Below are 25,563 nucleotides of genomic sequence, written 5' to 3'. Positions count from 1 at the left end.
GGATCAGGGCCTCACTGCTGCATCGTCTGCTGGGCCTTTTCGAGGCGCGCCTTGACGGATTCGTCGGTCACGGGACGTCCGGCCGCCGCGTCCGCCCACAGCTCCTTGACGGCCGTGCCGACGGCCGTCTCGAACTGGGACTCGTTCGGGACCTGGGGGAGCGGGGCCGCGCTGGTGGCGAGGGTGTCGCGGAGGACCGCGAGGTCGGGCGCGCCGAAGGCCTCGTCGGCCTGGGCCGTCTTGACCGGCGGGATCGACCCGTAGGTCTTGTTGAGGTGCTTCTGCTCCTCGTCGCTGGTCATGAACTTCACGAACTTCTTCGCACCGTCGATGTTCTTGGTGTTCTTGAAGACCGCCATGTTGATGCCCGCGACCATGGAGTTGACCTGCTGGTCCGCGCCCGGTGCGCCCGAGGGGACCGGCACCGGGGCCGCACCCCAGTCCTCGGGCTTCATGCCCTGGGCGGCGAAGGTGGAGGCGGCGGCCTGCCACAGCACCATCGCGGTCTTGCCCTTGGCGAAGTCGGTGAGCGACTGGTTCTGGGCGTACTCCGCGTTGCCCGGAGCGATGATCTTGTCCTTGGCCATGAAGTCGATGTACTGCTTCACCGCCGCGACCGCACCGTCGGAGGTGAAGGTCGCCTTGCCGTCCTTGTCGAAGAAGTCGGCGCCGTGCTGCTGGCCCAGGACGAAGGTCTGGTGGATGTTGTTGGAGAGGTTGCTGCCCTCGGCGCCCAGCCCCCACTTGCCGCCCTTGGATATCTTCTTGCCGGCCGCGACCAGCTCGTCCCAGGTGGCCGGGGGCTTCTCGATGCCGGCCTCGGCGAACATCTTCTTGTTGTAGTAGAGGGCGTACGCCAGTGAGTACAGCGGCACGGCGGCGGGCGGCTCGCCCTCCTTGCCGGCCGAGGCGACCGCCGAGTCGACGAAGCGGTCCCGGCCGCCGATCGCCTCGAAGTTCTTCTCGTCCCACGGCAGGAGCGCGCCGGTCGCCTGGAGCGAGGCCGACCAGGTGTTGCCGATGTTCAGCACGTCCGGGCCCTGACCGGAGCTGGTGGCGGCGAGGATCCGGTTCAGCAGGTCGGCCCACGGCACGACCTCCAGCTTCACCTTGATCCCGGTCTCCTTCTCGAACTTCTTCAGTTCGGGAGTGAGGATCTCCTTGTCGGCCTCGATGCTGGGGCCCTGGTTGGACGCCCAGTAGGTGAGGGTCTTCGGCGACTCGTTGCTGCCGCCCGAGGTGGTCCCGCCGCCACAGCCTGTGGCGGCCGCGGCGATGGCGAGGGCGAGGGTGACGGCGCTTGCGGCTCTGAGGTGACGCATGAGAGGTGGCCCCTTTCCGGGGATGGCTGCGTTCGGGAACCGAACGGCCTCCATGACTTAATTTATGCCGTGATTTAAGAGGTGAGAGAAGGTCGCGTCAAGGCCTGGGACCGGGTATGTTCCTGGACGGGAAGGAGCAACATGGCCGAGCGCAACAGACGGACCGTGCGTGACCTGCGGCGGGGCAACCGGGCGAGAGTATTGCAACGGTTGTATTTCGACGGCCCGCTGAGCCGCCAGGAGCTCGGACCGGTCACGGGCCTGAGTTCGGGTTCCATCAGCAACGTCGTCGCGGAGCTCTCCGCCGAGGGCCTGCTGGAGGAGGCCGGCATCGTGGACTCGGACGGCGGCCGCCCCCGTACGCTGCTGCGCGTCGCCCCGGACGGCGGCCTGCTCGTCGGCATCGACATCGGCGAGACCCGGGTCCGGGTCGAGCTGTTCGACCTCTCCCTGACCGAACTGGCCCGCACCGAACGGCTGCTGGCCCAGCACGGTTACGACGTCGAGCGCATCGTCGCCCATGTCCGCACCGGTGTCGCGGACGTGCTGCGCGACGCCGGCGCCGACCCGCGTCGGCTCCTCGGCATCGGCATCGGGGTCCCCGGCATCATCGAGCGCGACGGCCCCGAGGGCCCCGACGGCACGCGCGGCGCGGTGGTGCACGGCCAGACGATCGGCTGGCGCGCGGTCCCCTTCGAGCAACTGCTGCGCGAGGCGGTCGACGTGCCGCCCGAGGTGCCGCTCTTCATCGACAACGGCGCCAAGACGCTCGGCCAGGCCGAGATGTGGTTCGGCGGCGGCCGGGGCGCGGGCGCCGCCGCCATCGCCCTCATCGGCTCCGGCGTAGGAGCCTGCGTCGACCACGGCGACATCCTCGACGAGGACCGCACGAGCCTCGCCCTCGAATGGGGCCACACCACCGTCCAGTTGCGCGGCCGCCAGTGCCGCTGCGGCTCCATCGGCTGCCTGGAGGCGTACGCGGGCGCGGAGGCCCTGCGCGAGCGCTGGCGCGAGGCGGGCGGACCGCTGCCCGAGGACGCCGACGACGAGAGCGCGCTCGCCGCGCTGCTCGCCGCCGCCTATCCGGGGCGCCGCGGCATCCCGGACCCGGTGGCCCTCGCGCTGCTCGACGAGACCGCCGAGTGCCTCGGCGCTGCCCTCGCCGACCTGATCAACCTCTTCCTGCCCGAGCGGATCCTGATCGGCGGCTGGGCGGGCCTGCTCATCGGCCCCCGCCTGCTGCCCGAGATCCGCCGGTACGCGAACGAGTACGCCCTGAGCCACGCGGCGGCCCGCACCACCATCGAGATGGGCCGCCTCGGCCCGGACGCGGTCACGGTGGGCGCGGCCACGCTGCCGCTCGCCGACTTCCTGGCCCGGGGCGGCAGCAGGCCGGAGGCGGGCGGCACCGGCACGCCGCCCCGTACGGCCGTCCAGGCGGTCGGGGAACGCCACCGCACGTCGACGAGCTGAACGGGGGTGTGCCCACGCGGCGCGTCCGCCCGTGCGTCGGCCGCCCACGCCCCGCGCCCTCTCCGGGCTACCGTCCCGCGCCCTCTCCGGGCTACAGTCCCGTGCCGCCCGGCGTGACGCGGCCCGGGGCCACCCGGCCCAGCCACGCGTCCTGTGCGTCGGCCAGCGGGTGCTCCAGGGGCAGCGGCGCGAACCGGCAGGCGAACCGCATCCCCGCGTCGGCCCCGTCGCCGCGCACCCGGTGCTCCCACTCCACGGGCCCGTCCGGTGGCGCGTCGAGCAGGAGGAAGGTGGTGTGCCGGGGCTGCCCGGTCTCGGGATGCGCCCGCCCGTCTACCGCGATCCGCCGGACGACACGGGCCCCGGTCAGCCCGGTCTCCTCGGCGACCTCGCGCAGGACGGCCCGCTCCGGATCCTCACCGGGCGCGATGCCGCCCGCGGGCACCTGGGTGCCGGCCTCGGGGAAGTCCGCATGGTCGAACACCAGCAGGGCGGGCGAGGGGTGACGCCGGATCACATAGGCGGCGACCCGGGCGCGGGGCGGGGAAGGGGCGGCGGTCATGAACGCATCCTCGCGGACGCCCGCGCACCCTCGCCAGTCCGAAGGCGCGGCCCTCGGGTTCTGTCCGGCGGACCGAGGTGTCATAGGCTCCGGGCCATGCACAACACCCTGACCGAGCACGCGCGTTGCCTCTACGGGGACGAGAACCGGCCCACGCCGGAGTGCGACCGCGAACACCGGGAGCACTACTTCGTCGAGGAGCTGACCTTCGCGGACGCGGACGCGATCCTCGGCATGCTGCGCGAGCTGTGCCCGCACGTGGTCGACGGCCACCTGCCCGTCTGGGTGCGCAACCTCTCCTACCGCCTGGTGCTGCTGCAACGGCCGGACGAACCGGGGCTGATGCGGGAGGCCGCCGAGAACCTGTGGCTGCACGGACCGGACTGGGACGGCATCGCGGCAGACCTGACGCGCCGGGCGGACGAGCTGGAAGCGGGCTGATCACCGGCGCGTGTCCACCGAGGTCGATCCCGCCGGCCGGTGAGTGCCTCCGGAGGCGAAGGCGAGGATGGCGCCGACCGCTTCGCGGAGGCTGCCGAAGTGGCGATGCGCACCGTCCACCGGCGCAGGTGTGTTGACGCCCTACACCGTCATTCCGGCACGCAGCCCGGACTGCACCCCGGACGGCGCGTCCTCGATGACCAGACAGTCCCGCGGCGCGGCGCCGAGCCGCGCCGCGGCCCGCAGATACGGCACAGGTGACGGTTTGCCTTCCTCGACGGCTGCCGCGTCCACGAGAACGTCCGGGGTCGGCAGGCCGGTCCGGGCGAAGCGCCCGCGCACCCGGTGCTCGTAGTTCGACGTCACCAGGGCCCAGGCGCCGGGGCGCAGTCCGCTCAGCAGTTCCGCGGCGCCGTCGAAGGCCGTATAGGTGCCGGAGCGGACGTCCTCGTCCTCCAGGTCGTGCAGTGCGGCCAGGCACTCCCGGGGGTCGTGGCCCGGAGCCACCTGCGCGAACGTCTCCAGCGGCCTCGTCCTCAAGGCCACGCGGTAGACATCGTCGGGGTCCAGGCCGTACCGCTCCGCCCAGGTGTGCCAGACCCGGCGCTGATTCTCCACGGCATCGATCAACGTGCCGTCGACGTCGAACAGAACGTACTTCGTCGCGCCGGGACGGCCGGGTTCACTGATCACACCTCGATCATGCCATCAGCCCTGAGCAGGCGGTTTACGGGACAGCCTCAGGCCGATCCCCGTACCACCAGCTCCGGTTCGAAGATCACGGAGGTCACCGGGCCGTCCGGCCGGGCCAGCCGGTCCAGCAGCAGGCGCGTCATCTCGGCCGCCATCCCCTCCACCGGCTGGCGGACCGTGGTCAGTGGCGGGCGGCAGGCCAGGGCGGCGCTGCTGTCGTCGAAGCCCACCACAGCCACGTCCCTCGGCACCGAGCGGCCGTGCTCCCGTAGGATGTGGCAGGCCCCCAGAGCCATCAGGTCGTTGGCGGCGAAGACCCCGTCCAGATCCGGGTGCTCCGCCAGCAGCCGTTCCATCGCCGCCTCACCGCTCTCCTGGGTGAACTGCCCCTCGACGGTGGGGATGTACGGGTGCCCGTGGCGCGCCATGGTGTCCCGGAAACCCGTCAGGCGGGCCTGGCCCGCCGGGACGTCCAGCGGGCCGCTGATCGTCGCGATCCGGCGGCAGCCCCGGCCCAGGAGATGCTCGGCCGCGAGCCGCGCGCCGTCCTGGTGCGCGAGGTCGACATAGCTGACCGGGACCGGATGCGCCGGGCGCGCGTACAGGACGGCCGCCAGACCGGCGTCCGCGATCAGGGCGGGCAGCGGGTCCTCGGCGTGCGTCGAGACGACCAGGGCCCCGTCGGCGCTGCCCTGCCGCAGGTACGCCACCACCTCCTCGCGCGCCCGTGAGGTCTCCGCGAACATCAGCACCGGGTGCATCCCGCGTGGACGCAGGTAGTTGACCACCCCGGTCACCACCCGGCCGAAGAACGGGTCGGCGAACACCTGCGCGGTGAACGAGCCCGCATCGCCGGCCCCGTCGCCGGAAGGCCCGGCCCCGTCGCCGGAAGCCGCGGCGTCGGAGCCCTCCTGGGCGGCCTCCGGCTCGACGCCCGCGCCCGACACCACCAGCGCCACGGCATCGGCCCGCCGGGTCACCAGGGACCGGGCCGCGCGGTTCGGCGTATAGCCCGTCACGGAGACCGCGTGCCGCACGGCCTCCTGGATCACCGGGTCCACATTGCGCACTCCGTTGATGACCCGGGAGACGGTGGCGCGCGAGACACCGGCCGCCCGCGCCACGTCCTCCAGGGTGGGTGCTCCGGCCGTCCGCAGATCATCCGTCATGAGCGCCTTTATAGCACTAGCGGAGAGCGCTCTCCATGGGTGGCCGTCCGGGGGCCGGGACACCTCGCGAGCCCGGCGGGATCCAGGCGGGAGGCCGGACGCGCTCCAGGGCCCCTCGTCCTAGGCCAGCGAGCCGCCCGTCGCGTCGATCCAGTGGCCGGTGATCCATCGGCCCTCGTCCGAGGCGAGGAAGGCCACCACGTCGGCGATGTCCGCGGGCGTGCCGACCTTGCCGAGTGCGGACAGGGCGGCCGCACCGGCCCACGCGTCATCGCCGGCGTGCAGCCAGTCCGCGTTGGCGTCGGTGTCCACGATGCCCGGCGCGACCGCGTTGACGGTGATACCCCGGTCGCCCAGCACCTTGGACAGATACCGGGTGAACACGTCCAGCGCGCCCTTGGACATGGCGTAGGCGATCAGGTCCGGCATCATCGCCGCGTGGCTGAGGCCCGTCGAGATGTTGATGACGCGTCCGCCGTCGCGCAGCCGGTCGAGGCCCAGCCGGGTGAGGAAGAACGGCGCCTTCGTGTTGACGTCGAACAGCCGGTCGTACTCCTCCTCCTCGATCTCCGTGAAGCTCTGCGAGCTGCCTATCCCGGCGTTGTTGACGAGGATGTCCAGGCCGTCCGCCTGCTGGTCGAAGGCGGCCCACAGTGCGGCGGCGGCCCCCGGGGCCCCCAGCTCCGCGCCGAGCGCGAACGCCTTGCCGCCCGCGGCCTCGATGGCGGCCACGGTCTCCACGGCCGCCGCCTCATTGCTGCCGTAGTGCACGCCGACGACCGCTCCGTCCCGTCCCAGCCGTTCGGCGATGCCTCGTCCGATGCCCCTGCTGCCGGTGACCAGTGCCGTCTTCCCTGTGAGTGAGCCCATGGCTCCGCTCTCCCTCTCGTGATCCAGCTTTTGATTAGTGCTCGCTACAGAAAGAAACGTAACACGTTCTCTAGTGGTCGCTATAGAATTGCTGCATGGCGACGAAGCAGCGGGGCAGGCCACGGTCCTTCGATCGGGAGGCCGCTCTCCGGAAGGCGATGCTGACCTTCTGGGAGCAGGGGTACGAGGCGACCTCGATCGCGGACCTGACACGCGTGATGGGCATCGCCGCGCCGAGCCTGTACGCGGCGTTCGGCGACAAGCGCACCCTCTTCGCCGAGGTCGTCGAGACGTACGCGAACCTCTTCGGCGGCTTCGGTGACCGTGCCATGGCCGAGGAGCCGACCACGCGACGCGGCTTCGCACGGATGCTGCGCGAGGCGGCGGCGGAGTACACGGCGGCCGGCCGGCCGCACGGCTGCATGGTGCTCAGCGCAGCCGAGAACTGCTCGTCGGACGAGGTGGTGGCGGCGCTGCGCGGCCAACGCGCCCGGAACGTGACGGAGTTCCAGCGGTGGATCCAGGCGGACATCGACGCGGGAGTGCTGCCCGCGCACGCCGACGCGGCGGCGCTCGCCCGCTATATGGCGGCCGTCATCCAGGGAATGTCGCAGCAGGCGCGGGACGGTGCGAGCCGCGCGGAGCTCGAGACGGTCGCGGAAGTGGCCATGGGCGCCTGGCCGGAGGAGTCCCCGGGGGCCTGAACGCATCCAGGGGTGACGGGAGTTCACGGCTTCGGCCGGATGCGGTCCCGGCCGGATCGCCGAGGATCGGATTCCGGCCACGGATCGGCCCTGGGCGGCCGAGTATCACGTTTTGCTTGTGATCAGTCACAGCCCGGACCTACGTTGCCCCTTGCGAGATGTCCCAAAGCCAGTGGGGGAGCCAGGTATGGCCGCGAACGGACGGCACCGCAGGTATCAGCCCAGCCGGATCAACCGTGCTTCGCTCACGGTGACGGCGGGCGGCGCGGGCATCGCGCTCCCGCTCATCACCGCGGCCTCGGCGGGGGCCGCGCCGGTCGACGTCTGGGAGAAGGTCGCCGCCTGCGAGTCCAGCGGCAATTGGGCGGTCAACACGGGCAACGGCTATTACGGCGGGCTGCAGTTCAGCGGCTCCACCTGGGCGGCCTTCGGCGGCACGCAGTACGCGTCGCGCGCCGACCTCGCCACCCGGGACCAGCAGATCGCCATCGCCGAGAAGGTGCTGGACGGCCAGGGCCCCGGCGCCTGGCCCACCTGTTCCGTACGGGCGGGGCTCACCCGGGGCGGGGACGCGCCCGGGACCGCCCCGGAGGCGGGGACCGGTGCGCAGAGCGCGGGAAACCGGCCCATCCAGGCGGCGCCGCCGCAGAGCGCGCCCCCCAGGCAGCCGCAGACCCGGCCCGCCGCGGCGACGCCCACCCATGTGCCGGGCAAGCGCGACTCGTACACCGTCGCGAGCGGCGACTCCCTCTCCGGGATCGCGTCCGCCCAGGGGGTGCGGGGCGGCTGGCAGGGCCTCTACGCGGCCAACCGCACCGTCGTCGGGAGCGACCCGGACCTGATCTTCCCCGGACAGCGGCTGAGCCTCGACCAGAGCCGGGCGCCGAAGGCGGGGGAGGGGACGAGCACCGGAAAGCCTGCGGGGAAGACCACCCCGAAGCCCCCGGCGGCCGCGCCGAAGAAGGAAGCCCCGAAGCAGCAGGAACCCAAGAAGGAAGCACCGAAGCAGGAAGCACCCAAGAAGGAAGCGCCTAAGAAAGAAGCGCCCGAGCGGGAAGCGCCCAAGAAGGAAGCTCCCAAGGAGGCCGCTCCCAAGAAGGAGCAGCCCGCTCCGGAGCGCGCCGTGAAGAACTCCGGCTTCAGCGCCCCGGTGGCCGCCGGCACCGGCACCCCCTACCGGCAGGCCGGCTCCTGGTCCAGCGGGTATCACACCGGGGTGGACTTCCCCGTGCCCACCGGGACATCGGTGAAGTCGGTGGCCCCGGGAAGCGTCGTCTCGGCCGGCTGGGCCGGAGCGTACGGCTACGAGGTCGTCATCCGGCACAGCGACGGCAAGTACAGCCAGTACGCCCATCTCTCCGCGCTCCATGTGCGCGCGGGGCAGTCGGTCTCCGGCGGGCAGCGCATCGCCCGCTCCGGCTCCACGGGCAACAGCACCGGCCCGCACCTGCACTTCGAGGTCCGCACGGGTCCCGGCTACGGGTCGGACGTCGACCCGCTCGCCTACCTCCGGGCGGGCGGCGTCAGGGTCTGAACCGACCGCTCGGCGCGGGAGCGCCGCAGCGTGGCCCCGCCGCGCCGCCGCTGTTCCGCGAGCGGGCCCGGCGCGCCGAACTCCACCTGCGGCACCGCGTGTCCCGGCGGCAGGGGCGACGAGGTGTGCGCCACGGGCAGCCGCCCCGACGCGGGTTCCGGCACGACCGGTGACGGCGAGGGGTGTCCGTCCTCCGGCTCCTCCGTGACGGCGATGGCGTCCCCCGGACCGGAGCCGGCGGCCGGGGCCGCGCGCTCTCCGCCGGGAGCCGCCGCCTCAGGGTCCGTCCGGGGCCCCTGGGCGTGCTCCGTGCTCAGCCGCTCCCGGGTCAGCATGATCAGGCCGCCGGCGGCCACGGCCCCGCAGGAGAGGGCCAGGACGGTGCCCGGGACGCCGAGCCGGAAGTGCTCCCCGAACAACGTGATGCCGATCGCGGCGGCCACCACCGGGTTGACCACCGTCACCGTCGCGAGCGGAGCCGTGAGCCCCGCGCCCCGGTAGGCGGCCTGGGACAGGAACAGGCCCGCCGCCGCGAGCCCGGCGATCACCAGCAGCGGCAGCGCGCCCGAGCGCACCGAACCGGACGTCCACTCCACGGCCACGGTCTTGGTGAACACCGAGGCCATACCGAACGCCGCACCCGCGCCCGTCGCCAGGACGATGCTGCGCAGGACCGGCCGGCGCAGCGTACGGGCGAGCACGACGAGCGCGCCGACGGCCCCGAACGTCACCGAGGCCAGCAGTACCTGTTCGGGACCGTTCAGGGTGTGCGGCTCGGCGTTCCCCGTGAGCGCCAGGAGTCCGCCGAGCCCGGCCGTCGCCATCAGCGCGCCGCGCCAGGCCGTCGCCCCCGCCCGCCGCCCGACGAACAGGGCCGCCATCGGCAGGGCGAAGACGATCGTCAGCGCGCCGAGCGGCTGGACCAGGCTGAGCGGGCCGTACGCGAGGGCCACCACGTGCAGGACCGCACCGGTCCCGTTGAGGGCGACGGCGACCCACCACACGCCGTTGCGCACCAGGGAGCGCCAGGAGTTGTCACCGGTCGCGGCCACGCGCTCCTGGATGATCGCCCCGGCCGCGTACGCGACCGCGGAGATCAGTGACAGCAGCACGGACAACGCAAGGGAGCTCATGTACACCACGATGTCCCGTCCGGGGCCCCACGTCGTCGTCCTTGAGACTGCACTTCGGCGTACTGCCCCAGTAGTACGCCCGTCGGACCGACGTCCTCCTCCCGACGGTAGTCCTGCCGCCCCCAGCCGTCAGAAGTTGGCGCCCGGCGGATACGGTGAGCCGCGAGGACGGCACAGCCGGTGTCCGTGGGGCCGGTCGAGGGAGCGGCCCGGATCCGGACCCGGGAACCGAGGGGGAGCAAGGCATGGACCTGGTGCTACAGGCGTCGGTCGGGGGATTCTTCGCCCTGCGGACCACCCCGGTGCCGGGCGGTGGGCACCGGCCGCTGGAGCGGTTGTACGCGGGGGAGAACGGTCCTCTCGCCGCGCGTGTCGACAAGGTCGCGGCGCGTCTCGCGGCCCCCGAGCGCAGGGTCGCCGCCTCCATCGCCCATCTCGGGCTGGCCGCCCGGCTCTGGTCCCTCGCCCTGGGGCCGGCCGCGCTCTTCGGGCGGATCCCCGCTCTGACGCCCGGCGCCCTCCACTGGGACCCGTCGTTCACCTCGCCGGACGATCTGTGGCTCGCGGGGACGTCGGAGCTGCCCGGTACGGCCACCCGGATCCGCGAGGAGGTCCAGTACGGGCATCTGGTCCCGCTGGCCGAGGCGTTCCGGCGCGACGGGAACATCTCCCCGCAGTTGCTGTGGGGCAACGCGGGGTCCGCGCTCGCCGGAGCCGTACGCGAACTGGTCACGTTCGCACGTGCCCACGACCGGCCGGACGTGGCCGCACGGGCCCGTGCGCTGGCGGCCGAGCTCTTCGACGACGAGGCGCTGCGCGACACCGGGTCCCCCCACGGTCCGGCGTTCCGGCGGCGCAGTTGCTGCCTGTACTGGCGCTGTCCGGGCGGCGGGCTGTGCGGGGACTGCGTGTTCGACCGGGCGCCCGGATCGGCTGCGGCGGGACGCTAGTCCGCCCCGCCGCAGCCGATCCGGGACCGCCGGACCATCCTCGTACTGTCAGGAAGGCAGTACGGCGTCGATGGCGTCGTCCACGGTCGGCAGGACGGGCAGGGCGCTGTCGAGGCCGATCATGTCGATCAGGCGTCGCATGAACGGGGACGGGGCGGCCAGCCGCAGCCGGTCGCCCAGCGCGGTGTGTCCCTGGAGGAGCACGTTCACCGTCGTCGAGTCCGCGAAACCGACGCCGGACAGGTCCACGACGACGGGGCCGGAGCCGTCGTCGGCCGCCGAGGTCAGGGCGAGGCCCAGCGGTGCGACGCTGTCGATGTCGAGGTCACCCGACACGGCGAGGACCAGAGCCCCCCGCTCCTGCCGGGTGGAGATTCTGACGGCTCTGTCTTCGTTGGGCGATGAAAGCACGGAAGGCACCTCGGACGGGTCGGAAGGGGACGGAGAGCCGTTCTGCCGGACGGGGCGGCATCGTTCCGTCCCTGGTCGCGGCGGGGTACGGGGCAACGATAGAAGTAACAGTTGTCATTTGACAACATTCTCCATGGGGTAACAATCTGATCCCCGACGGTTGCTCGGGCCCCCGTCGAAGGCGGTCGACCGATGGACGCGGAAGCAGGAGCCGGATGAAGCTAAGCGCTGTCGGCGACATCGTCGTGGAGGGGGGAGGCGGCCGTGCCCCCTTGCGGGGAGAGGCGCTCCGAAGCGGCGGCGTGGAAGGCCGCGAGGCCCTCGGTGAGCGCGGCCAGGGCGGCGGGATCCATCCGCTCCAGCACAGCGTTCAGCTCGGCGGCGCGCAGGGCCCGGTACTCTTCGAGAAGGGCGCGGCCGCGCAGGCTCAGCCGCAGTTCCAGCTCGCGCCGGCTGGTCGGGCTGGGTGCCCGCTGGACGAGCCCCATCGCCTCCATCCGGTCGCAGAGCCTGCTGACGGAGGGAGCCCGAGAGCCCAGGGCCTCGCACAGCGCCCGCAGATTGGTGCCTTCCTGCCTCTCGATCACGAGCAGGGCCCGAAGCTGCGAGGGCGATACGGTTCCCGAAGCGGCGGACTCCTGGCCCCGGCCCCACAGCACCTCCAGCAGCTCCGAGGCGGCGACGGCGTCGGCGGACGCCTGTTCGCGACTGCTCGGGCGAAATCCTCGGTGGGGCATTCGGCCACTGTGTCACCCGTCAGGCCCGCTTGTCAGCCCGGGCCTGGCCCCTACCACGTCGCAGGACGAAGATTGCGCGAGAGACCGTGAACAGACGAACGGACATCGAGGCCGCCGTACGGGCCGCCGCGCCGCACGCCCTGCTGGCCACCCTGCGCACCAAGCTCCGCAGCGTCTACGGGGCCCTCGCGGTGGAACTCCACCTCGCCGACTACGGTCTGCGGGTCCTCACATCCCTGGACCGTCCCGACGGCGAGAACCAGCCGCTGTCCCTCCACAACAGTCCCGAGGGCCGGGCGTTCGGCAGCCAGGAGCCCCGCGAACAACAGGTCCGGCACGACGACGCCGTCGACCACCACCTGCCCGTGACCGTACGGGGCGAACGCCTCGGCATCCTCACCGTCCGGCTGCCCCAGGGCCTGTCCACCCCGGAGCTGGTCGGCGAGCTGACCCACATGGCCGACCTGTTGGGCCACGAGATCCTGGTCGCCGAACGGGACACCGACCTCTACCAGCGCGCCCGGCGCACCAGCCGCCTCACCCTCGCCGCCGAGATGCAGTGGCAGTTGCTGCCCGCCCGCGCCTGCACCGCCGCCGAGTTCGCGATCGGGGCCCAGCTGGAGCCCGCGTACGCCATCCACGGCGACAACTTCGACTGGGCCGCCGACGCCGACGAGCTGACCCTCGCGGTCACCAACGGCATGGGCGAGGGCATACAGGCCTCCCTCCTCACCAATCTCGCCGTCAACGCCCTGCGCAACGCCCGCCGGGCCGGCATCGGCATCGCGGACCAGGCGGCCCTCGCCGACCAGGCCCTCTACGACCAGCACCGCGGCGCCTCCCACGTCTCCACCCTGCTGCTCCGCTTCGAGCTGGCGACCGGGCGGGTCGGCGTCGTCGACGCGGGCTCGCCCCAGCTGTGGATTCAGCGCGGCCGCACGGTCCGCCGCGTGGAGCTGGAGGCGCAGCTCCCGCTCGGCATGTTCGAGGAGTCGCAGTACACGGTCCAGGAGTTCCACGTGGAGCCCGGCGACCGGCTCCTGCTGTTCAGCGACGGCGTCTACGACGCGGTGTCCCCGCTCGGCGAGACGTACGGCGAACGCATGCTGGCCCGCGCCATCCAGTCGACGCGGCTCCTGCCCGCCGCCACCGTCCCGCGTGCGATGCTCGGCGAACTGGCGGAGTACCGGGGCACGGAGACGCCCGACGACGCGCTGGTGCTGTGCCTGGACTGGTTCGGCCGGCAGGGCGACTAGGGAGCGTCGAAGGCGCGGCGGGAGGCCTCGATGTGCCCGATGTGCTCATGGGTCCAGTCGCACATCACATGGACCGTCGCGCGCAGGCCCTGCCCCGGCCCGGTGAGGGTGTACTCGACCCGTGGCGGCACGGTGGGGTGCACACACCGCTCGACGAGTCCGTAGCGCTCCAGCATCCGCAGGTTCTGGGTGAGCATCTTGTGGCTGATGCCCTCGACCTCGCCGCGCAGCTCGGTGAAGCGGAGGGTGCCCTCGCCCAGGGCCTCGATGATCAGGAGCGCCCACTTGTTGGCGACGTCGGAGAAGATCTCCCGCGCCAGCGAGTCCGCGCGCCGCAGATCCGCGTCCTCGGGCGAGCCGCTGAACTGCTTGGTCACCGTCAGGTTCCCCCGTCACCGAAAAGTGCGTTCTTCCATGTCAGCGGCCACTCTCCTACGGTTCCCGGGTAACCACAAGTGACCGGGAAACGACCGGTCCGGCGGACAAGAGGGGGGGGCACGGCCCCCGGAACGAGGAGGCGAGCGGCATGGCCATCACCCTGGTGAACCCGAGCGGACTGCCGGAGATCGGCGCCTACAAACAGGTGTCGGTCGCGACCGGATCGAAGCTGGTCTTCATCGCCGGACAGGTCGCCTGGGACGCGGCGGGCGCCACCGTCGGCGCGGGCGACCTCGCCGCGCAGGTCGAGCAGTGCTACGTCAACATCGGCACGGCCCTCGCCGCGGTCGGCGGCACCGTCGACGACCTGGCGAAGCTGACCGCGTACGTCGTGGACTGGACGCCCGAGAAGATGCCCCTGTTCCTGGAGGGCGTCTCCCGGGCCGCCGCGCGACTGGGGACCACGCCCGTACCGCCCGCCACACTGGTGGGCGTCGCGGCCCTGGACATCCCCGAGCACCTGGTGGAGGTCGAGGCCACCGCCGTCCTCGACGCCTGACGGGCGCCCCGGACGGCGGACGGGCATCGCGAACGGGCGGACGACGGCCGGGGGAGTGCCGGCCGGGCTCAGGTGCTGAGCTGGAACTCCGCCCGGATCCGCTTGCCCACCGGCACCCGCTCGGCCGTGAGCCGGTCGCACAGGGCCACGACGATCTCCATGCCGTGACCGCCGAGGCGGGACGGGTCGGGGGCGTACAGCACGGGCATCGCGGTGCTGCTGTCGTACACCGTGACGCTGATGAGCTCGGCGTTGCCCTCCAGCTCCAGGAGGTAGGGGCCGTGGCTGTAGCGGTCGGCGTTGGTGACCAGCTCGCTCACGGCCAGCATCAGGTCGCTGCGCGTGTGTTCGCCGATCGGGGCGAGGCATTCCACCGCGAGTCTCGTCAGAAAACGGTCGGCGAGCGCACGGGCCAGCGCGATGCAGCCCGGCTCGCCGTCGAAGACCTCGGCGCTGAGCAGTACCTCGGCGGAAGCCGGCCCCAGGCCCGGGTCTTCCGGGGGGGAGGTGAGCTGTTCGTTCATGTGCTCCAGCCAGGGCGCCGCAGTGAGGTCGGAGACCTTTTCCGCCATGCGTCTACCCCTGGCGAAGGATCCCACTCCAGGAGATCCGGACCGATCCTACGCACGTCCGGGCAGCCGCACCACGGTCACGAAGAACTCGTCGATCTGGCGCACCGCGGCGATGAACTGATCAAGATCCACCGGCTTCGTCACGTACGCGTTGGCGTGGAGTTTGTAGCTGCGCAGGATGTCCTCCTCGGCCGAGGACGTGGTGAGCACGACCACCGGGATGAGGGAGAGCTCGGGGTCGCCCTTGATCTGCTCCAGCACCTGCCGGCCGTCGTACTTGGGCAGGTTCAGGTCCAGCAGCACCAGGTCGGGGCGGGGGGCCTCGGTGTACTCGCCGCGCCGGTAGAGGAAGTCCAGCGCCTCCTGCCCGTCGCGCACGACGTGCAGGGTGTTGCGGATCTTGTTGTCCTCGAAGGCCTCACGGGTCATCAGCTCGTCGCCGGGATCGTCCTCGACGAGCAGGACCTCGATGGGCTGGACAGGGGTGTTCACGAAGGGTCTCCCGGCTGGCTGGTGAGCAGGGCGGGAGCGAGCAGCTCCGCCGTGGTGTGCGTGGGCGCCTCGGGTGCCACGGGCAGGGTGAAGTGGATGAGGGTGCCTTCGTCCGGTTCGGGCTCCAGCCAGATCCGGCCACCGTGGAAATCGACGATCTTCCGGCAGAGCGCGAGGCCGATGCCCGTGCCCTCGTACGCGTCGCGGGCGTGCAGCCGCTGGAAGATGACGAACACCTTGTCCGCGAACTCGGGCTCGATCCCGATCCCGTTGTCCGACACGGTCAGATGCCAGTCCTCGCCCTCGCGCACGCAGCCGATCGAGATCCGGCACGGGATGCCCTCCCGGCGGAACTTCACCGCGTTGCCGACGAGGTTCTGCCAGACCATCGTGAGCGCGGTCGCGTCCCCGAGCAGTTCGGGCAGCGCCTCGGGCCGCTCGATCACTGTCCCCGACTCCTCGATCGCGAGGGTCAGATTGGCCAGGGCGCGGTCCAGGGCCCGGTCCAGATCGACCGGTTTCCAGGTCTCCTGCACCCGGCCCACCCGCGAGAACGTCAGCAGGTCGTTGATGAGGACCTGCATCCGCTTGGCGCCGTCCACCGCGAAGGCGATGTACTGCTTGCCCCGCTCGTCGAGCTCCTCGCCGTACCGCTTCTCCAGCAGCTGGCAGAAGGAGGCGACCTTGCGCAGCGGTTCCTGGAGGTCGTGCGAGGCCACGTACGCGAACTGCTCCAGCTCCGCGTTGGAACGGCGCAGCTCCTCCGTCTGCTCCGCGAGCAGGGCCTCGCGCTCCTGCGCCTCGGCCAGCTCGTCGGCCAGCCGCCGCCGCATGTCCTCCACCGCCCAAGCCACGGCCTGCACGTCGGACGGGCCCTTGATCTCGATCCGCGTCCCGAAGGCCCCCGACCTGACACGGTCCGACGCGCCGCGCAGCCGGTACAGCGGGACGCCCACCACCCGGTGGAGCAGCAGGCTCAGCGCCACCACGGTCAGCACGAAGACGGTGACCAGCGCGATCAGCACCCGGTCGCGGGTGGTGCGCGCCGAACCGAGGTCGGCCCGCGCCTGGTCACGGGCCTCGGCGAGATGCCCCTGCTGGTCGCCGTACGCCTGCCGCAGCTGGTCGAAGTCCGCCTTGCTGCGCTGCAACTGCGCCCCGGTGGCGCCCTCGCTCGGCCCCACCTCCCGGACCGTCCGCATCAGCGGCTCGGCCTTGCTCCGCCGCCACTGCCGCGCGGCGGCGGCGATGGCGTCGAGATCCTCGGCGTACCGGTTGTCCGGGCCCACCAGGCGCCGGACCTGCGCGAGGCGCTCCTGCTCGGCGGCCTTCCCCGCCTCGTAGGGTTCGAGGAAGGAGTCGTCGCCGGTCAGCGCGAATCCCCTGATCCCGGTCTCCTGGTCGAGCAGGGCGTTCTGGAGCTGGAAGGACGCCGATCTGGCGGGCTGGATACGGTCCACGAGATCGGTCGTACGGTCGGAGATCCGGGACATCACGAGCCCGCCGATCACCAGACAGCCGCAGACCACCACGATGAATCCGCCGAGGATGAGATGGACCCAGTTCTGCACCGACAGGCGTGCGGCGAAGCCGCCGGGCGCCGGTTTCCCGGTCATGTCACCGTTCATCGGATTCCGCTCCCCAGCCCAGATGCAGAACGGCCACATCGTCCGCGAGGCCGCCGTAGGGCGCGGCCCCCTCGGTGGCTCCCGCCACCAGGGCGTCGACGAACGCACGGGCCGGCAGATGCCCGTTGGCCCGTGCCATGGCGAGCAGCCCTTCCTCCCCGAGGCGGCTGTCCGGTCCGTCGCGTCCCTCGAAGAGCCCGTCCGTGAAGAGCACGAGGCCCGCACCGGGCGTCAGCGGGATGTCGACCGTCGGCCATCGGCCGGTCCCGGGCAGCAGCCCGAGCGCCATGCCGCCCTCGGGCTCCACCCAGGTCACGTCCGTGCCCTGACGCAGGAGCAGGCCGGGGTGACCGGCCCGCAGGATCTGGACGTGCTCCTGCCCGGGCGGGAACGCCAGCGAGGTGACGGTGGCGAACACATGCGAGTCCGAGCGCTCGGCGACCAGGATCTCCTCCAGCAGGGCTATCTGCTCGGGCTGGGACGTACCGCACAGCACCGTGGTACGCCAGGCCACCCGCAGACACACCCCGAGCGCTGCCTCGGCGGCGCCGTGCCCGGAGACATCGCCGATCACCGCGTGCACCGTGCCGTCCGAGGTCTGCACGACGTCGTAGAAGTCACCGCTCAGCAGCCCGTGGACCCGCCCCGGCTCATAGCGGGCGCGCGCCCGGAAGCGGTCGTCCCGCAGCAGGGGCACGGGTAGCAGCCCGCGCTCCAGCCGGGCGTTCTCCTGGGCGATCAGCCGGTTGGCGCGCAGTGCGGCAGCGGCGCGTTCCACGTCCTTGCGCTGCAGGGCGTAGCGGATCGCGCGCGCCAGCACCTCCGGGTCCAGGAGCCCCTTGACCAGATAGTCCTGGGCGCCCCCGGCGACCGCGCGGAGCCCGGTGCCGGACTCCTGCAGACCGGTCAGGACGACGATCGCGGCCTCGCCGTCGGACTCCAGGATCTGGCGCACGGCGTCCAGGCCGTGGACGTCGGGAAGGTGCAGATCGAGGAGCACGCACACCGGGACGGTGGACGCGCGCAGGAAGGCACGCGCCTCGGCCAGGGTCTTGCACCAGGTGAGGGCGGAGTCCAGCTCGCTGTCGGTGAGCATCTCCTCGACGAGCAGAGCGTCACCCGCGTCGTCCTCCACGAGCAGGATCGACGCGTTCAGATTCCACAGCGGCGCCTCGGCGGGCTGTGCGGCCCCGACCTGCTGGGAGGGAATTCCGGATATGCCCACAGGACTCGGCGAGGTGCCCACGGGCGACTCGGTCAACCCTCCACCCCCTCGTGCGACGGCGCGGTTGATCCGGCCTGACCGTCAGGAAGCATAGGCGAGGGCCGGGCCGCCCGGGCTCACGCCTCGACGCTCATCCCCTTGCGCAGCTGCTGGACGATCCTGCTGAGCAGCCGCGACACATGCATCTGGGACACGCCCAGCTCCTCGCCGATCTGCGACTGCGTCATCTCCGCCCCGAACCGCATCTGCACGATCCGGCGCTCCCGGTCGTCGAGCCGGTCCAGCAGCGGTGCCAGGGTGTGCAGGTTCTCGACGGTCTCCATGGCCGGATCCGTCTCGCCGAGGACATCGGCGTACGCCCGCTGCTCCTGGCCGGAGTCGCTGTCCGCGGAGGGGGTGTCGAGGGAACCGGCGGAGTAGCCGTTGGCGGCCACGAGCCCCTCGATGATCTCCTCCTCGGGAAGGTCGAGGTGGGTGGCCAGCTCCTTGACGGTGGGGTCGCGGTCGAGCTCGGCGGAGAGCTGCTCCTTCGCCTTGGCGAGGTCCACCCGCAGCTCCTGGAGCCGCCGCGGCACATGCACCGACCAGGTGGTGTCACGGAAGAACCGCTTGATCTCCCCGACGATGTAGGGCACGGCGAAGGTGGCGAACTCCACCTCGCGCGACAGGTCGAACCGGTCGATCGCCTTGATCAGGCCGATCGTGCCGACCTGGATGATGTCCTCGGTGTCGTCGCCGCCCCGGTTGCGGAACCGGGACGCGGCGAAGCGCACCAGGGAGAGGTTCATCTCGATCAGGGTGTTGCGCGCGTACTGGTGCTCGGGGGTGCCCTCCTCCAGGACCTGGAGCCGGTCGAAGAACATCTTCGACAGGGCCCGTGCGTCCTGCGGGGCGATCTTCCCGGCGTCCTCCACCCAGGGCAGCTCTCCGGTGACGTCCGCCGTCCGCGCACCGGCCCGGTCGTCGCTCAGCGGCGCCGTCGCTCCGGTGGCTCGCACTGACATCGCCGTCATGGTGTCGCCCTCCCTGCTGCCCAATGTGTCGGACGATCGCCTGCCCGCTCCCCGCGAAGTCATGCGTCCCCGTTCCGCTTCTTTGCCCGTGCCGCGTTCCCGGGGGCGCTTCCGCGCCTTCTCCGCCGGGTCCGCTCGTACACCGCTCGAACGGAGCAGTGGCCCGCGCATGGCAAACTTGGGCGGGGTGTTACAGCCTGCGGTGATCCATGATCCGCGGCGAGAAGATGACAGAGGAACGGCAATGACGGTGACAGAGGACAGCCCGGAGCTCGCTCCCGGAATCGAGGAGTTCGGTCCCGGTATCGACCCGGAGCGGCTGGCCGTCTGCCTGAGCGTGCTCGACGAACTCGACCGGATCGAGGTGGACCACCCGGACGCCATCGCCGTCCGCCGGGCCACCGCCGGGATCTACCGCACCGTGAAGCAGCGCCGCCGCCAGGAGCGCCGCGCCGCGAAGACCGCCCACGACCGGGCCGTCACCGAGGCCACGGCGACCGGCTCGGCCGAGCGCATCGACGACGAGACGCAGGGTGTGCTGCCCTCCTCCTCCGCCCAGGCCGAGATCGCGGGCATCCTCCAGCGGCCCCGGTCCTGCTACATCTGCAAGACGCGGTACGTCGAGGTCGACGCGTTCTACCACCAGCTCTGCCCGTCCTGCGCCAAGGAGAACCGCTCCCGCCGCGACGCCCGTACCGACCTGACCGGACGCCGGGCGCTGCTCACCGGCGGCCGGGCGAAGATCGGCATGTACATCGCGCTGCGGCTGCTGCGCGACGGCGCGCACACCACCATCACCACCCGCTTCCCCAACGACGCGATCCGCCGCTTCAAGGCGATGGAGGACAGCGACGAGTGGATCCACCGGCTGAAGATCGTCGGCATCGACCTCCGCGACCCGGCCCAGGTCGTCGCGCTGGCCGACTCCGTCGCCGCCGAGGGCCCGCTCGACATCCTGATCAACAACGCCGCCCAGACCGTCCGCCGCTCCCCGGGGGCCTACAGCGAGCTGGTCAACGCCGAGTCGGCCCCGCTGCCCGCCGGCGAGCTGCCCGCCGCCGAGGTCATCGGCACCTTCGGCAGCGGCACGGTCGACCGGGTGGCGGCGCTGCCCGCCGCCCGCAAGGAGAGCCTGAGCGCCCAGGAGGTCACGGACCTCGCCCTGGTCACCGGATCCGCCTCGCCGGCCCGGATCGCCGCCGGCACCGCGATCGACGCGGGCGGCCTCGTCCCGGACCTGCACGACAGCAACAGCTGGATCCAGACGGTCGAGGAGGTCGAGCCGATCGAGCTCCTCGAGGTCCAGCTCTGCAACTCCACCGCGCCGTTCATCCTGATCAGCCGGCTGCGCCCGGCGATGGCCGCCACCGCCGCGAAGCACGCGTACGTCGTCAACGTCTCCGCGATGGAGGGCGTCTTCAGCCGCGGCTACAAGGGCGCCGGCCACCCGCACACCAACATGGCCAAGGCCGCGCTCAACATGCTGACGCGCACCAGCGCCCAGGAGATGTTCGAGAAGGACGGCATCCTGATGACGGCCGTGGACACCGGCTGGATCACGGACGAGCGGCCGCACCCGGACAAGATGCGACTCGCCGAGGAGGGCTTCCACGCCCCCCTCGACCTGGTCGACGGCGCCGCCCGGGTCTACGACCCGATCGTGCGCGGTGAGGGCGGAGAGGCCCTCTACGGCTGCTTCCTCAAGGACTACGCCCCCGCGAACTGGTAACCCGAACGGCTCAACCGGACGGTCGGTCTCCGCGCGGCGGCCCGAAACCCGGCCCAGGATGTTCTCTGGGCCGGGTTTTTGCGTACCCGGTGGCCGAAAGTGACCTACCGCACACGTTCTATCGAGCGCGGTGGCGCTCATTTGGTTACGCTGAGGCGAACGGACGCCATCGAGGAGCCCACGAAGGTTCCTCGACCGTCCTGGGACATGGTCGGTAACCCGGCCGCTGTTCCGCCCCCAACCGGCGCCACCGCGACCGACATATCCCAACCCCTGCCCCGCGCGGGGCGGTCGCGCACCGGCACAACCGCCGGAGCGACGGCGACGCCCCGGGTGACGCGACACGAAGGAGTGCGCGGTGACGACACCGGAACTGACCGAGCGCGACATGCGCCCCGCCGAACGCAACACGGGGCGGCCCGGCCGCCCCGAGAAGCTGCGGAACATCGAGGTCTGGGCCAGGTCCGCCCCGATCCGGCTCGCCGGATACGAGGACGACCTCGCCGAGCCGCACATCCTGCCCGGCATCGACTGACCCCAGAGGTTCCCCCGTACGTCCCCTGCGGCCCGTCCCCCTTCGCCCTACCGCTCCGGCGGCAGCGGCCGGGAGACGGGCCGCAGGAACTCCCGCACATAGGTGCGGTGCCACCAGCAACCGGTGGCCCGCAGCTCCCGGAACCCGGTGAACCGGTAGCGGAACACCCGCGCGCGGACGTGCCGGGGCGGTCCGTCGGGGAACGGGTTGCGGCCGAGCAGCCGGAGCGTGTCCCGGTCGCCCTCCAGCAGCCGCTCGGCGAACGGCCCGAACCAGGAGCGCGCGTACGCGGGGGAGAGCGCCGCGAACCACATCATCCAGTCGAGCCGCAGATGGTACGGGGCGAACAGGCGCGGCAGCCGGCGCGGATCGCCCGGCTTGCCGCGGAAGCCGTACTCCCGCCACTCGGCACCCTCGTGCGCCACCGGATCGGCGCTGCCCTCCACCACGACCTCCAGCCGCATCCGGCTGATCGAACCGAACGCCCCATAGGTGTTGACCAGGTGCAGGGGATCGTAGGACCGGTTCATCGCCTGCCGCCGCGAGAGCAGATTGCGCGCCGGGCGGTAGCTGAGCACCAGCACCAGGGCGGTGACCGCGATGACGACCACCTCGTACCAGAGGGGTGGCGCGACCTGGGCCGGCGCCGGACCGGCCAGCGGAGTCCAGTCGATCGCGGAGAGCGCCAGCGCGATGGTGAGCCAGTTCAGCCAGGCGAAATTCCCCGACAGGACGAGCCAGAGCTGGGTGAGGACCATCAGTCCCGCGGCCACGCTCGCCACCGGCTGCGGGGTGAACAGCAGGAAGGGAACCAGCAGCTGGGTGACATGGTTGGCCGCGACCTCCACCCGGTGCACGGGCCGGGGCAGATGGTGGAAGAACCAGCTCAGCGGCCCCGGCATCGGCTGCGTCTCGTGGTGGAAGTCCAGGCAGGTCAGCTCGCGCCAGCACGCGTCCCCGCGCATCTTGATCAGCCCCGCGCCGAACTCCACCCGGAACAGCAGCCACCGCAGCAGCCACAGCACCAGCACCGGCGCGGCCGTGTCCCCGCTGCCGAGGAAGACCGCCAGGAATCCCGTCTCCAGCAGCAGCGACTCCCAGCCGAATCCGTACCAGACCTGCCCCACCTGGACGATCGACAGATACAGCACCCAGGGCACCGCCCAGAGCAGCATGCCGCCCCACAGCGGCAACAGACCGTCGAGACCGGCGATGAGGGCCACGGACACGGCACAGCCGCTCCAGGCGACGGCGGCGAAGAAGCGGTCCGAGTAGTGCAGCCGGAAGAGCCCCGGAGCGGCCCGCCAGGGCGTGCGCCGCAGCAGTTCCGGGACGGGCAGCATGCCGCGCTCGCCGATCAGCGCCCGGAACTGGAGCGCGGCGGAGAGGAAGGCGACCAGATAGACCACGGCCAGAGCCCGCTGGAAGATCAGCCGGCTCAGCCAGTAGCCGTCCGCGGTGAACCATTCCATCCCTGCCAGTATCGGCCCGCGGGCGTCCTGGGGCCCTTCCGGTCGCAGCCGGGCGCGTCAGCTCGCGGCGACGATGCGGCGCAGCGTGCGGCCGAGCCTGCGCGCGTACCAGTGCTGCACGGGCGGCACCAGCGGTCCGGCGAGCCGGGCGTACCAGGAGGCGGGGCGCGAGAAGGCCAGCACCGTGAACCACACCGTGCCGTCGTCCGCGAGGTCCACCGTGAAGCACTCCTCGCCGCGTTCCGGATGCCCGGCCAGGGTGCCGTAGCCGAAGCCGGTGCGGCCGTCCTCCCCGTACGCCGTCCAGATCACCTCGCAGGGGGCGGTGAAGCGCACCGGTCCAAGCCCCAGGGAGACCCGGACGCCGCCGCCGGGCTCCGCGCGGGGTGCCGGGGCCTCCACCCGTGCGCCCGAGGCGCGGTGCATCCGCCACTCGGTGATCGCCGCGCCGGCGGCCGCGAAGTCGGCCTCGCCCCGGCCGATCGGGGTGCGGTGGTGGAGGTGGTGGTAGCCCCGGGGGAGCGGGCCGAGACGGGTGGCGCCGACTTCCGGGTAGGTGAGGGTGCTCATGCGGTTCTGCCTCCGGTGAGGTGGGGTGCTTCGGTACGGAGCGGGTCTTCGGTACGGATGCGCCGCCAGGCCAGCAGCGAGCAGAGCGCGAAGCCCAGCGCGTTGCCGAGGCCATGGGTGGCGGCCATCCAGGTCAGGGTGGGATGGGGCAGTCCGGTCGCCTCGCCGAGCGCCCAGCTCAGCGCGAGCAGCATCGTCGCCACCAGGACGGCGGCGGAGGTGAGCAGCAGGAGCCGGGTCGTCCGGTCCCGGCCGTCGGCGTGCCCCAGGCGCCGGGTGAGCAGGCCGACCGTCCACATTCCGGCGGTGAGGACGACGGCCCCGACCAGCTCGGCCCAGTCGCCGACGAAATAGCCGGCGAGGACGAGCAGGGTGCCCAGCGGCACGCTCAGTGCGGCGAAGCGGCCCGCCGGGCCGTCGGCGACCCGGCAGACCAGGCCCGCGATCAGGGCCGCGGCGAATCCGGCGAAGTGGAAGTGGGGCACGGTGAGCGCGAGGATGCCGAGGTCGAACCCGAACAGCTCGTGTCCCGCACGCTCGGCGACCAGGGCGGTCGCCGCGACGGCCGGGGTGACCAGCGCGGTGAGCAGGGCGATCCCGGCGGGGTCGAGGTCCTGGCCGCGGGCCGCCCGGCGCGGTGCGTGCAGGGCGAGCAGGACGGCTCCCAGCGCGTAGCAGCAGGCGAGCACCGTGGCCGTGGTGCCGCGCGGCAGCCAGAGGGCGACCGCACCCGGTGCGGCGAAGAGGGGCCAGAGCCGACGGATCCGGTCCAGCTCCCGCAGCTCGGTCAGCCGCAGCCCCGCCGGCACGACGACGAGCATGCCCAGCATCACGATGGCGTTGACCAGTGCGGACACGACTTCCCCCCAGCTTTGAACGTGTTCAAGTCCTGGGAGTGAGCGTAGAGGGTTTATTGAACGCGTTCAAGGCTGGGGTGGCGGCGGGCTGTCCGCTTGCGGGTCCGTGCCCGGTGCGGCACAGATGGTGACACCCACTCCGTTCCACAGGGACAGGCAGGAGAGCTCTGTGCGCTCACAAGGACGTTTCCGGCGTACCGCGCTCGCCGCGCTGTCCGCCGGGGTGCTGTTCGCCGTCGCCGGCTGCGGGGGCGGCGGAGACCGGACGGCAAAGGGCACCACAGGCACCGCGGAGGCCAAGGACGTCCTCCTCCAGCCGCTCGCGTCCCCCGGCCCCGGACCGTTCACCGCGTCCACGGCGCGGGCGGCGGCCTCCGCGTCCCCCACCGGCGCACCGGACGCCGAACCGACCTCCGCCACCCGGACGGTCCATCCGGTCTCCGGCGCCGTCCCGGGGCTCTACGGCGGCACCCGGTCGGTCGCCGCCTGCGATGTCGAGCGGCAGGCCACCCTGCTGACCGGCAACGAGGACAAGGCGAGCGCCTTCGCCGACGCGGCCGGCATCGAGGCCGTGCAGATCCCCGGCTATCTGAAGTCCCTCACCCCGGTCGTCCTGCGCGCCGACGCCCAGGTCACCAACCATGGCTACAGCGCCGGCTCGTCCACCGCCTTCCAGGCCGTGCTCCAGGCGGGCACCGCCGTCCTGGTCGACAGCCGGGGCATGCCCCGCGTCCGCTGCGCCTGCGGCAACCCACTGGGCCCGCCCGTGGTCGCCGACGGGAAGGTCGCCCACCGCGGTGAACGCTGGCCCGGCTACGACCCCACACGCATCCTGGCCATCGAGCCCGGCGTCAAGGCGGCCACCAGCCTGATCATCGCGAACACCGACGACAACACCTGGATCGAACGGGCCATGGGCGACAGCGGCGGCCGCGACCGCACCCCCGACGACCCGCCGCCCTTCGAGCCCGACGCCGGCCTGCTCTTCCCGTCACCGGGCCGCCCCACCGAGTCCGCGCCCCCGGAGGCCCCGCCGTCCGACCCGGCCCCCTCCGAGCCGGAAGCGCCGACGGACCCCGGCCCCGGGGAGTCGTCCGACGGCTTCGGCGACACACCGCCCGAGGAGCCGTGGGAGTACGAGGAGGAGGGCGACCCGGACGTCGCGCCGGAGCCGACCCAGGTCTTCCCCGCCGAACCGGACGAGCCGCTGGAGCCCGCCGAGCCGGAGGAGCCCATGGAAGCGGGCCTCGGCGACGTGTTCGCCGGCTGACCCGGGCG

General features: G+C 72.1%; 26 protein-coding genes and 1 pseudogene. 10 read left to right on the top strand and 17 right to left on the bottom strand.

Annotation, left to right across the window (positions count from 1 at the left end; translation table 11 throughout):
* Positions 1–11 precede the first annotated feature (11 nt).
* Positions 12–1,322 carry an ABC transporter substrate-binding protein gene (locus ACIQPT_RS01815; protein WP_401151408.1) on the bottom strand — a complete coding sequence of 437 codons (1,311 nt, stop codon included), beginning with the start codon at positions 1,320–1,322 and terminating at the stop codon, positions 12–14.
* A gap of 141 nt (positions 1,323–1,463) precedes the next feature.
* Between ACIQPT_RS01815 and ACIQPT_RS01810 the strand changes: the two genes are divergently transcribed.
* The gene (locus tag ACIQPT_RS01810; protein ID WP_401151406.1) at positions 1,464–2,795 is read left to right on the top strand and encodes an ROK family protein; all 1,332 of its coding nucleotides are present in this window, start codon (positions 1,464–1,466) and stop codon (positions 2,793–2,795) included.
* Positions 2,796–2,886: 91 nt separating this feature from the next.
* On the opposite strand, the gene ACIQPT_RS01805 is transcribed toward ACIQPT_RS01810, so the two are convergent.
* Positions 2,887–3,357 (bottom strand): NUDIX domain-containing protein, encoded by a 471-nt coding sequence (locus ACIQPT_RS01805; protein WP_401151403.1) that lies wholly within the window; start codon positions 3,355–3,357, stop codon positions 2,887–2,889.
* A 96-nt stretch (positions 3,358–3,453) separates the two neighbouring features.
* On the opposite strand from ACIQPT_RS01805, the gene ACIQPT_RS01800 reads away from it, so the two are divergent.
* Positions 3,454–3,798, top strand: coding sequence for a hypothetical protein (locus tag ACIQPT_RS01800; protein ID WP_401151401.1), 345 nt, complete (start codon positions 3,454–3,456; stop codon positions 3,796–3,798).
* Here the strand turns inward: ACIQPT_RS01800 and ACIQPT_RS01795 are convergent.
* The 3 genes and pseudogenes from ACIQPT_RS01795 to ACIQPT_RS01785 form a co-directional block, all read right to left on the bottom strand.
* Positions 3,799–4,491 (bottom strand): annotated as a pseudogene (locus ACIQPT_RS01795) (HAD-IA family hydrolase).
* 47 nt (positions 4,492–4,538) lie between these two features.
* On the bottom strand, positions 4,539–5,660 hold the full coding sequence (locus tag ACIQPT_RS01790; protein ID WP_401151398.1) for a LacI family DNA-binding transcriptional regulator: 1,122 nt from the start codon (positions 5,658–5,660) through the stop codon (positions 4,539–4,541).
* A gap of 120 nt (positions 5,661–5,780) precedes the next feature.
* Positions 5,781–6,530 (bottom strand): SDR family oxidoreductase, encoded by a 750-nt coding sequence (locus ACIQPT_RS01785; RefSeq protein ID WP_401151395.1) that lies wholly within the window; start codon positions 6,528–6,530, stop codon positions 5,781–5,783.
* 95 nt (positions 6,531–6,625) lie between these two features.
* Here ACIQPT_RS01785 and ACIQPT_RS01780 point away from each other — a divergent pair, with 95 nt between their 5' ends.
* Both ACIQPT_RS01780 and ACIQPT_RS01775 read left to right on the top strand, forming a co-directional pair.
* Positions 6,626–7,234, top strand: coding sequence for a TetR/AcrR family transcriptional regulator (locus ACIQPT_RS01780; RefSeq protein ID WP_401151392.1), 609 nt, complete (start codon positions 6,626–6,628; stop codon positions 7,232–7,234).
* Between the two features lie 187 nt (positions 7,235–7,421).
* The gene (locus ACIQPT_RS01775) at positions 7,422–8,768 is read left to right on the top strand and encodes a transglycosylase family protein (protein ID WP_401151390.1); all 1,347 of its coding nucleotides are present in this window, start codon (positions 7,422–7,424) and stop codon (positions 8,766–8,768) included.
* Here the strand turns inward: ACIQPT_RS01775 and ACIQPT_RS01770 are convergent.
* On the bottom strand, positions 8,738–9,901 hold the full coding sequence (locus tag ACIQPT_RS01770; RefSeq protein ID WP_401151389.1) for a DMT family transporter: 1,164 nt from the start codon (positions 9,899–9,901) through the stop codon (positions 8,738–8,740). The two genes, ACIQPT_RS01775 and ACIQPT_RS01770, sit on opposite strands and share 31 nt — an antisense overlap.
* Positions 9,902–10,146: 245 nt before the next feature.
* Between ACIQPT_RS01770 and ACIQPT_RS01765 the strand changes: the two genes are divergently transcribed.
* Complete coding sequence (locus ACIQPT_RS01765; RefSeq protein WP_401151386.1) at positions 10,147–10,851, top strand: (2Fe-2S)-binding protein; 705 nt, start codon at positions 10,147–10,149, stop codon at positions 10,849–10,851.
* Positions 10,852–10,899: 48 nt separating this feature from the next.
* Here the strand turns inward: ACIQPT_RS01765 and ACIQPT_RS01760 are convergent, their stop codons facing one another.
* Both ACIQPT_RS01760 and ACIQPT_RS01755 read right to left on the bottom strand, forming a co-directional pair.
* On the bottom strand, positions 10,900–11,262 hold the full coding sequence (locus ACIQPT_RS01760) for an STAS domain-containing protein (protein WP_401151384.1): 363 nt from the start codon (positions 11,260–11,262) through the stop codon (positions 10,900–10,902).
* A 221-nt stretch (positions 11,263–11,483) separates the two neighbouring features.
* Positions 11,484–11,999 carry a MarR family winged helix-turn-helix transcriptional regulator gene (locus tag ACIQPT_RS01755; RefSeq protein ID WP_401151381.1) on the bottom strand — a complete coding sequence of 172 codons (516 nt, stop codon included), beginning with the start codon at positions 11,997–11,999 and terminating at the stop codon, positions 11,484–11,486.
* Between the two features lie 86 nt (positions 12,000–12,085).
* On the opposite strand from ACIQPT_RS01755, the gene ACIQPT_RS01750 reads away from it, so the two are divergent.
* Positions 12,086–13,255, top strand: coding sequence for a PP2C family protein-serine/threonine phosphatase (locus ACIQPT_RS01750; RefSeq protein WP_401151379.1), 1,170 nt, complete (start codon positions 12,086–12,088; stop codon positions 13,253–13,255).
* Here the strand turns inward: ACIQPT_RS01750 and ACIQPT_RS01745 are convergent.
* Positions 13,252–13,632: a winged helix-turn-helix transcriptional regulator gene (locus ACIQPT_RS01745; RefSeq protein ID WP_401151377.1), complete on the bottom strand. Its 381-nt coding sequence runs from the start codon at positions 13,630–13,632 to the stop codon at positions 13,252–13,254. The genes ACIQPT_RS01750 and ACIQPT_RS01745 overlap by 4 nt on opposite strands.
* 149 nt (positions 13,633–13,781) lie before the next feature.
* On the opposite strand from ACIQPT_RS01745, the gene ACIQPT_RS01740 reads away from it, so the two are divergent.
* A complete protein-coding gene (locus ACIQPT_RS01740; RefSeq protein ID WP_401151375.1) occupies positions 13,782–14,192 on the top strand; it encodes a RidA family protein in 411 nt (136 codons plus the stop codon).
* 68 nt (positions 14,193–14,260) lie between these two features.
* Here ACIQPT_RS01740 and ACIQPT_RS01735 read toward each other — a convergent pair whose 3' ends face one another.
* From ACIQPT_RS01735 to ACIQPT_RS01715, 5 genes are all read right to left on the bottom strand, one after another.
* Entirely contained in the window at positions 14,261–14,716 is a 456-nt protein-coding gene (locus ACIQPT_RS01735) for an ATP-binding protein (RefSeq protein ID WP_401151616.1), read from the bottom strand.
* A 96-nt stretch (positions 14,717–14,812) separates the two neighbouring features.
* A complete protein-coding gene (locus ACIQPT_RS01730) occupies positions 14,813–15,256 on the bottom strand; it encodes a response regulator (protein ID WP_030089012.1) in 444 nt (147 codons plus the stop codon).
* Complete coding sequence (locus ACIQPT_RS01725) at positions 15,253–16,872, bottom strand: CHASE3 domain-containing protein (RefSeq protein ID WP_401151372.1); 1,620 nt, start codon at positions 16,870–16,872, stop codon at positions 15,253–15,255. Before ACIQPT_RS01725 ends, ACIQPT_RS01730 begins: the two co-directional genes overlap by 4 nt.
* Before the next feature lies 1 nt (position 16,873).
* A complete protein-coding gene (locus ACIQPT_RS01720; protein WP_401151614.1) occupies positions 16,874–18,109 on the bottom strand; it encodes a PP2C family protein-serine/threonine phosphatase in 1,236 nt (411 codons plus the stop codon).
* Between the two features lie 116 nt (positions 18,110–18,225).
* Positions 18,226–19,122: an RNA polymerase sigma factor SigF gene (locus ACIQPT_RS01715; RefSeq protein ID WP_401151370.1), complete on the bottom strand. Its 897-nt coding sequence runs from the start codon at positions 19,120–19,122 to the stop codon at positions 18,226–18,228.
* Positions 19,123–19,366: 244 nt separating this feature from the next.
* Here ACIQPT_RS01715 and ACIQPT_RS01710 point away from each other — a divergent pair, with 244 nt between their 5' ends.
* Together ACIQPT_RS01710 and ACIQPT_RS01705 are read left to right on the top strand one after the other, a co-directional pair.
* Positions 19,367–20,851: an SDR family NAD(P)-dependent oxidoreductase gene (locus ACIQPT_RS01710; RefSeq protein ID WP_401151367.1), complete on the top strand. Its 1,485-nt coding sequence runs from the start codon at positions 19,367–19,369 to the stop codon at positions 20,849–20,851.
* 358 nt (positions 20,852–21,209) lie between these two features.
* Complete coding sequence (locus tag ACIQPT_RS01705) at positions 21,210–21,386, top strand: hypothetical protein (RefSeq protein ID WP_217230937.1); 177 nt, start codon at positions 21,210–21,212, stop codon at positions 21,384–21,386.
* Between the two features lie 47 nt (positions 21,387–21,433).
* Here ACIQPT_RS01705 and ACIQPT_RS01700 read toward each other — a convergent pair whose 3' ends face one another.
* From ACIQPT_RS01700 to ACIQPT_RS01690, 3 genes are read right to left on the bottom strand one after another with little or no spacing between them, the layout of a single operon-like run.
* On the bottom strand, positions 21,434–22,858 hold the full coding sequence (locus ACIQPT_RS01700) for a lipase maturation factor family protein (RefSeq protein ID WP_401151365.1): 1,425 nt from the start codon (positions 22,856–22,858) through the stop codon (positions 21,434–21,436).
* Between the two features lie 57 nt (positions 22,859–22,915).
* Positions 22,916–23,428, bottom strand: a complete 513-nt coding sequence (locus ACIQPT_RS01695) for a DUF1990 family protein (RefSeq protein ID WP_401151362.1) — start codon at positions 23,426–23,428, stop codon at positions 22,916–22,918.
* Positions 23,425–24,285: a YndJ family protein gene (locus tag ACIQPT_RS01690; RefSeq protein ID WP_401151360.1), complete on the bottom strand. Its 861-nt coding sequence runs from the start codon at positions 24,283–24,285 to the stop codon at positions 23,425–23,427. The genes ACIQPT_RS01695 and ACIQPT_RS01690 overlap by 4 nt, the downstream gene beginning before the upstream one ends.
* A 169-nt stretch (positions 24,286–24,454) precedes the next feature.
* On the opposite strand from ACIQPT_RS01690, the gene ACIQPT_RS01685 reads away from it, so the two are divergent.
* Positions 24,455–25,555, top strand: a complete 1,101-nt coding sequence (locus ACIQPT_RS01685; RefSeq protein ID WP_401151357.1) for a DUF6777 domain-containing protein — start codon at positions 24,455–24,457, stop codon at positions 25,553–25,555.
* Positions 25,556–25,563 lie beyond the last annotated feature (8 nt).

Source organism: Streptomyces sp. NPDC091289 (assembly GCF_044757365.1).
Taxonomy (GTDB): Bacteria; Actinomycetota; Actinomycetes; order Streptomycetales; family Streptomycetaceae; genus Streptomyces.
Note: the sequence above shows the minus strand (reverse complement) of the source record. Positions and strands in the feature narration are given on the sequence as shown.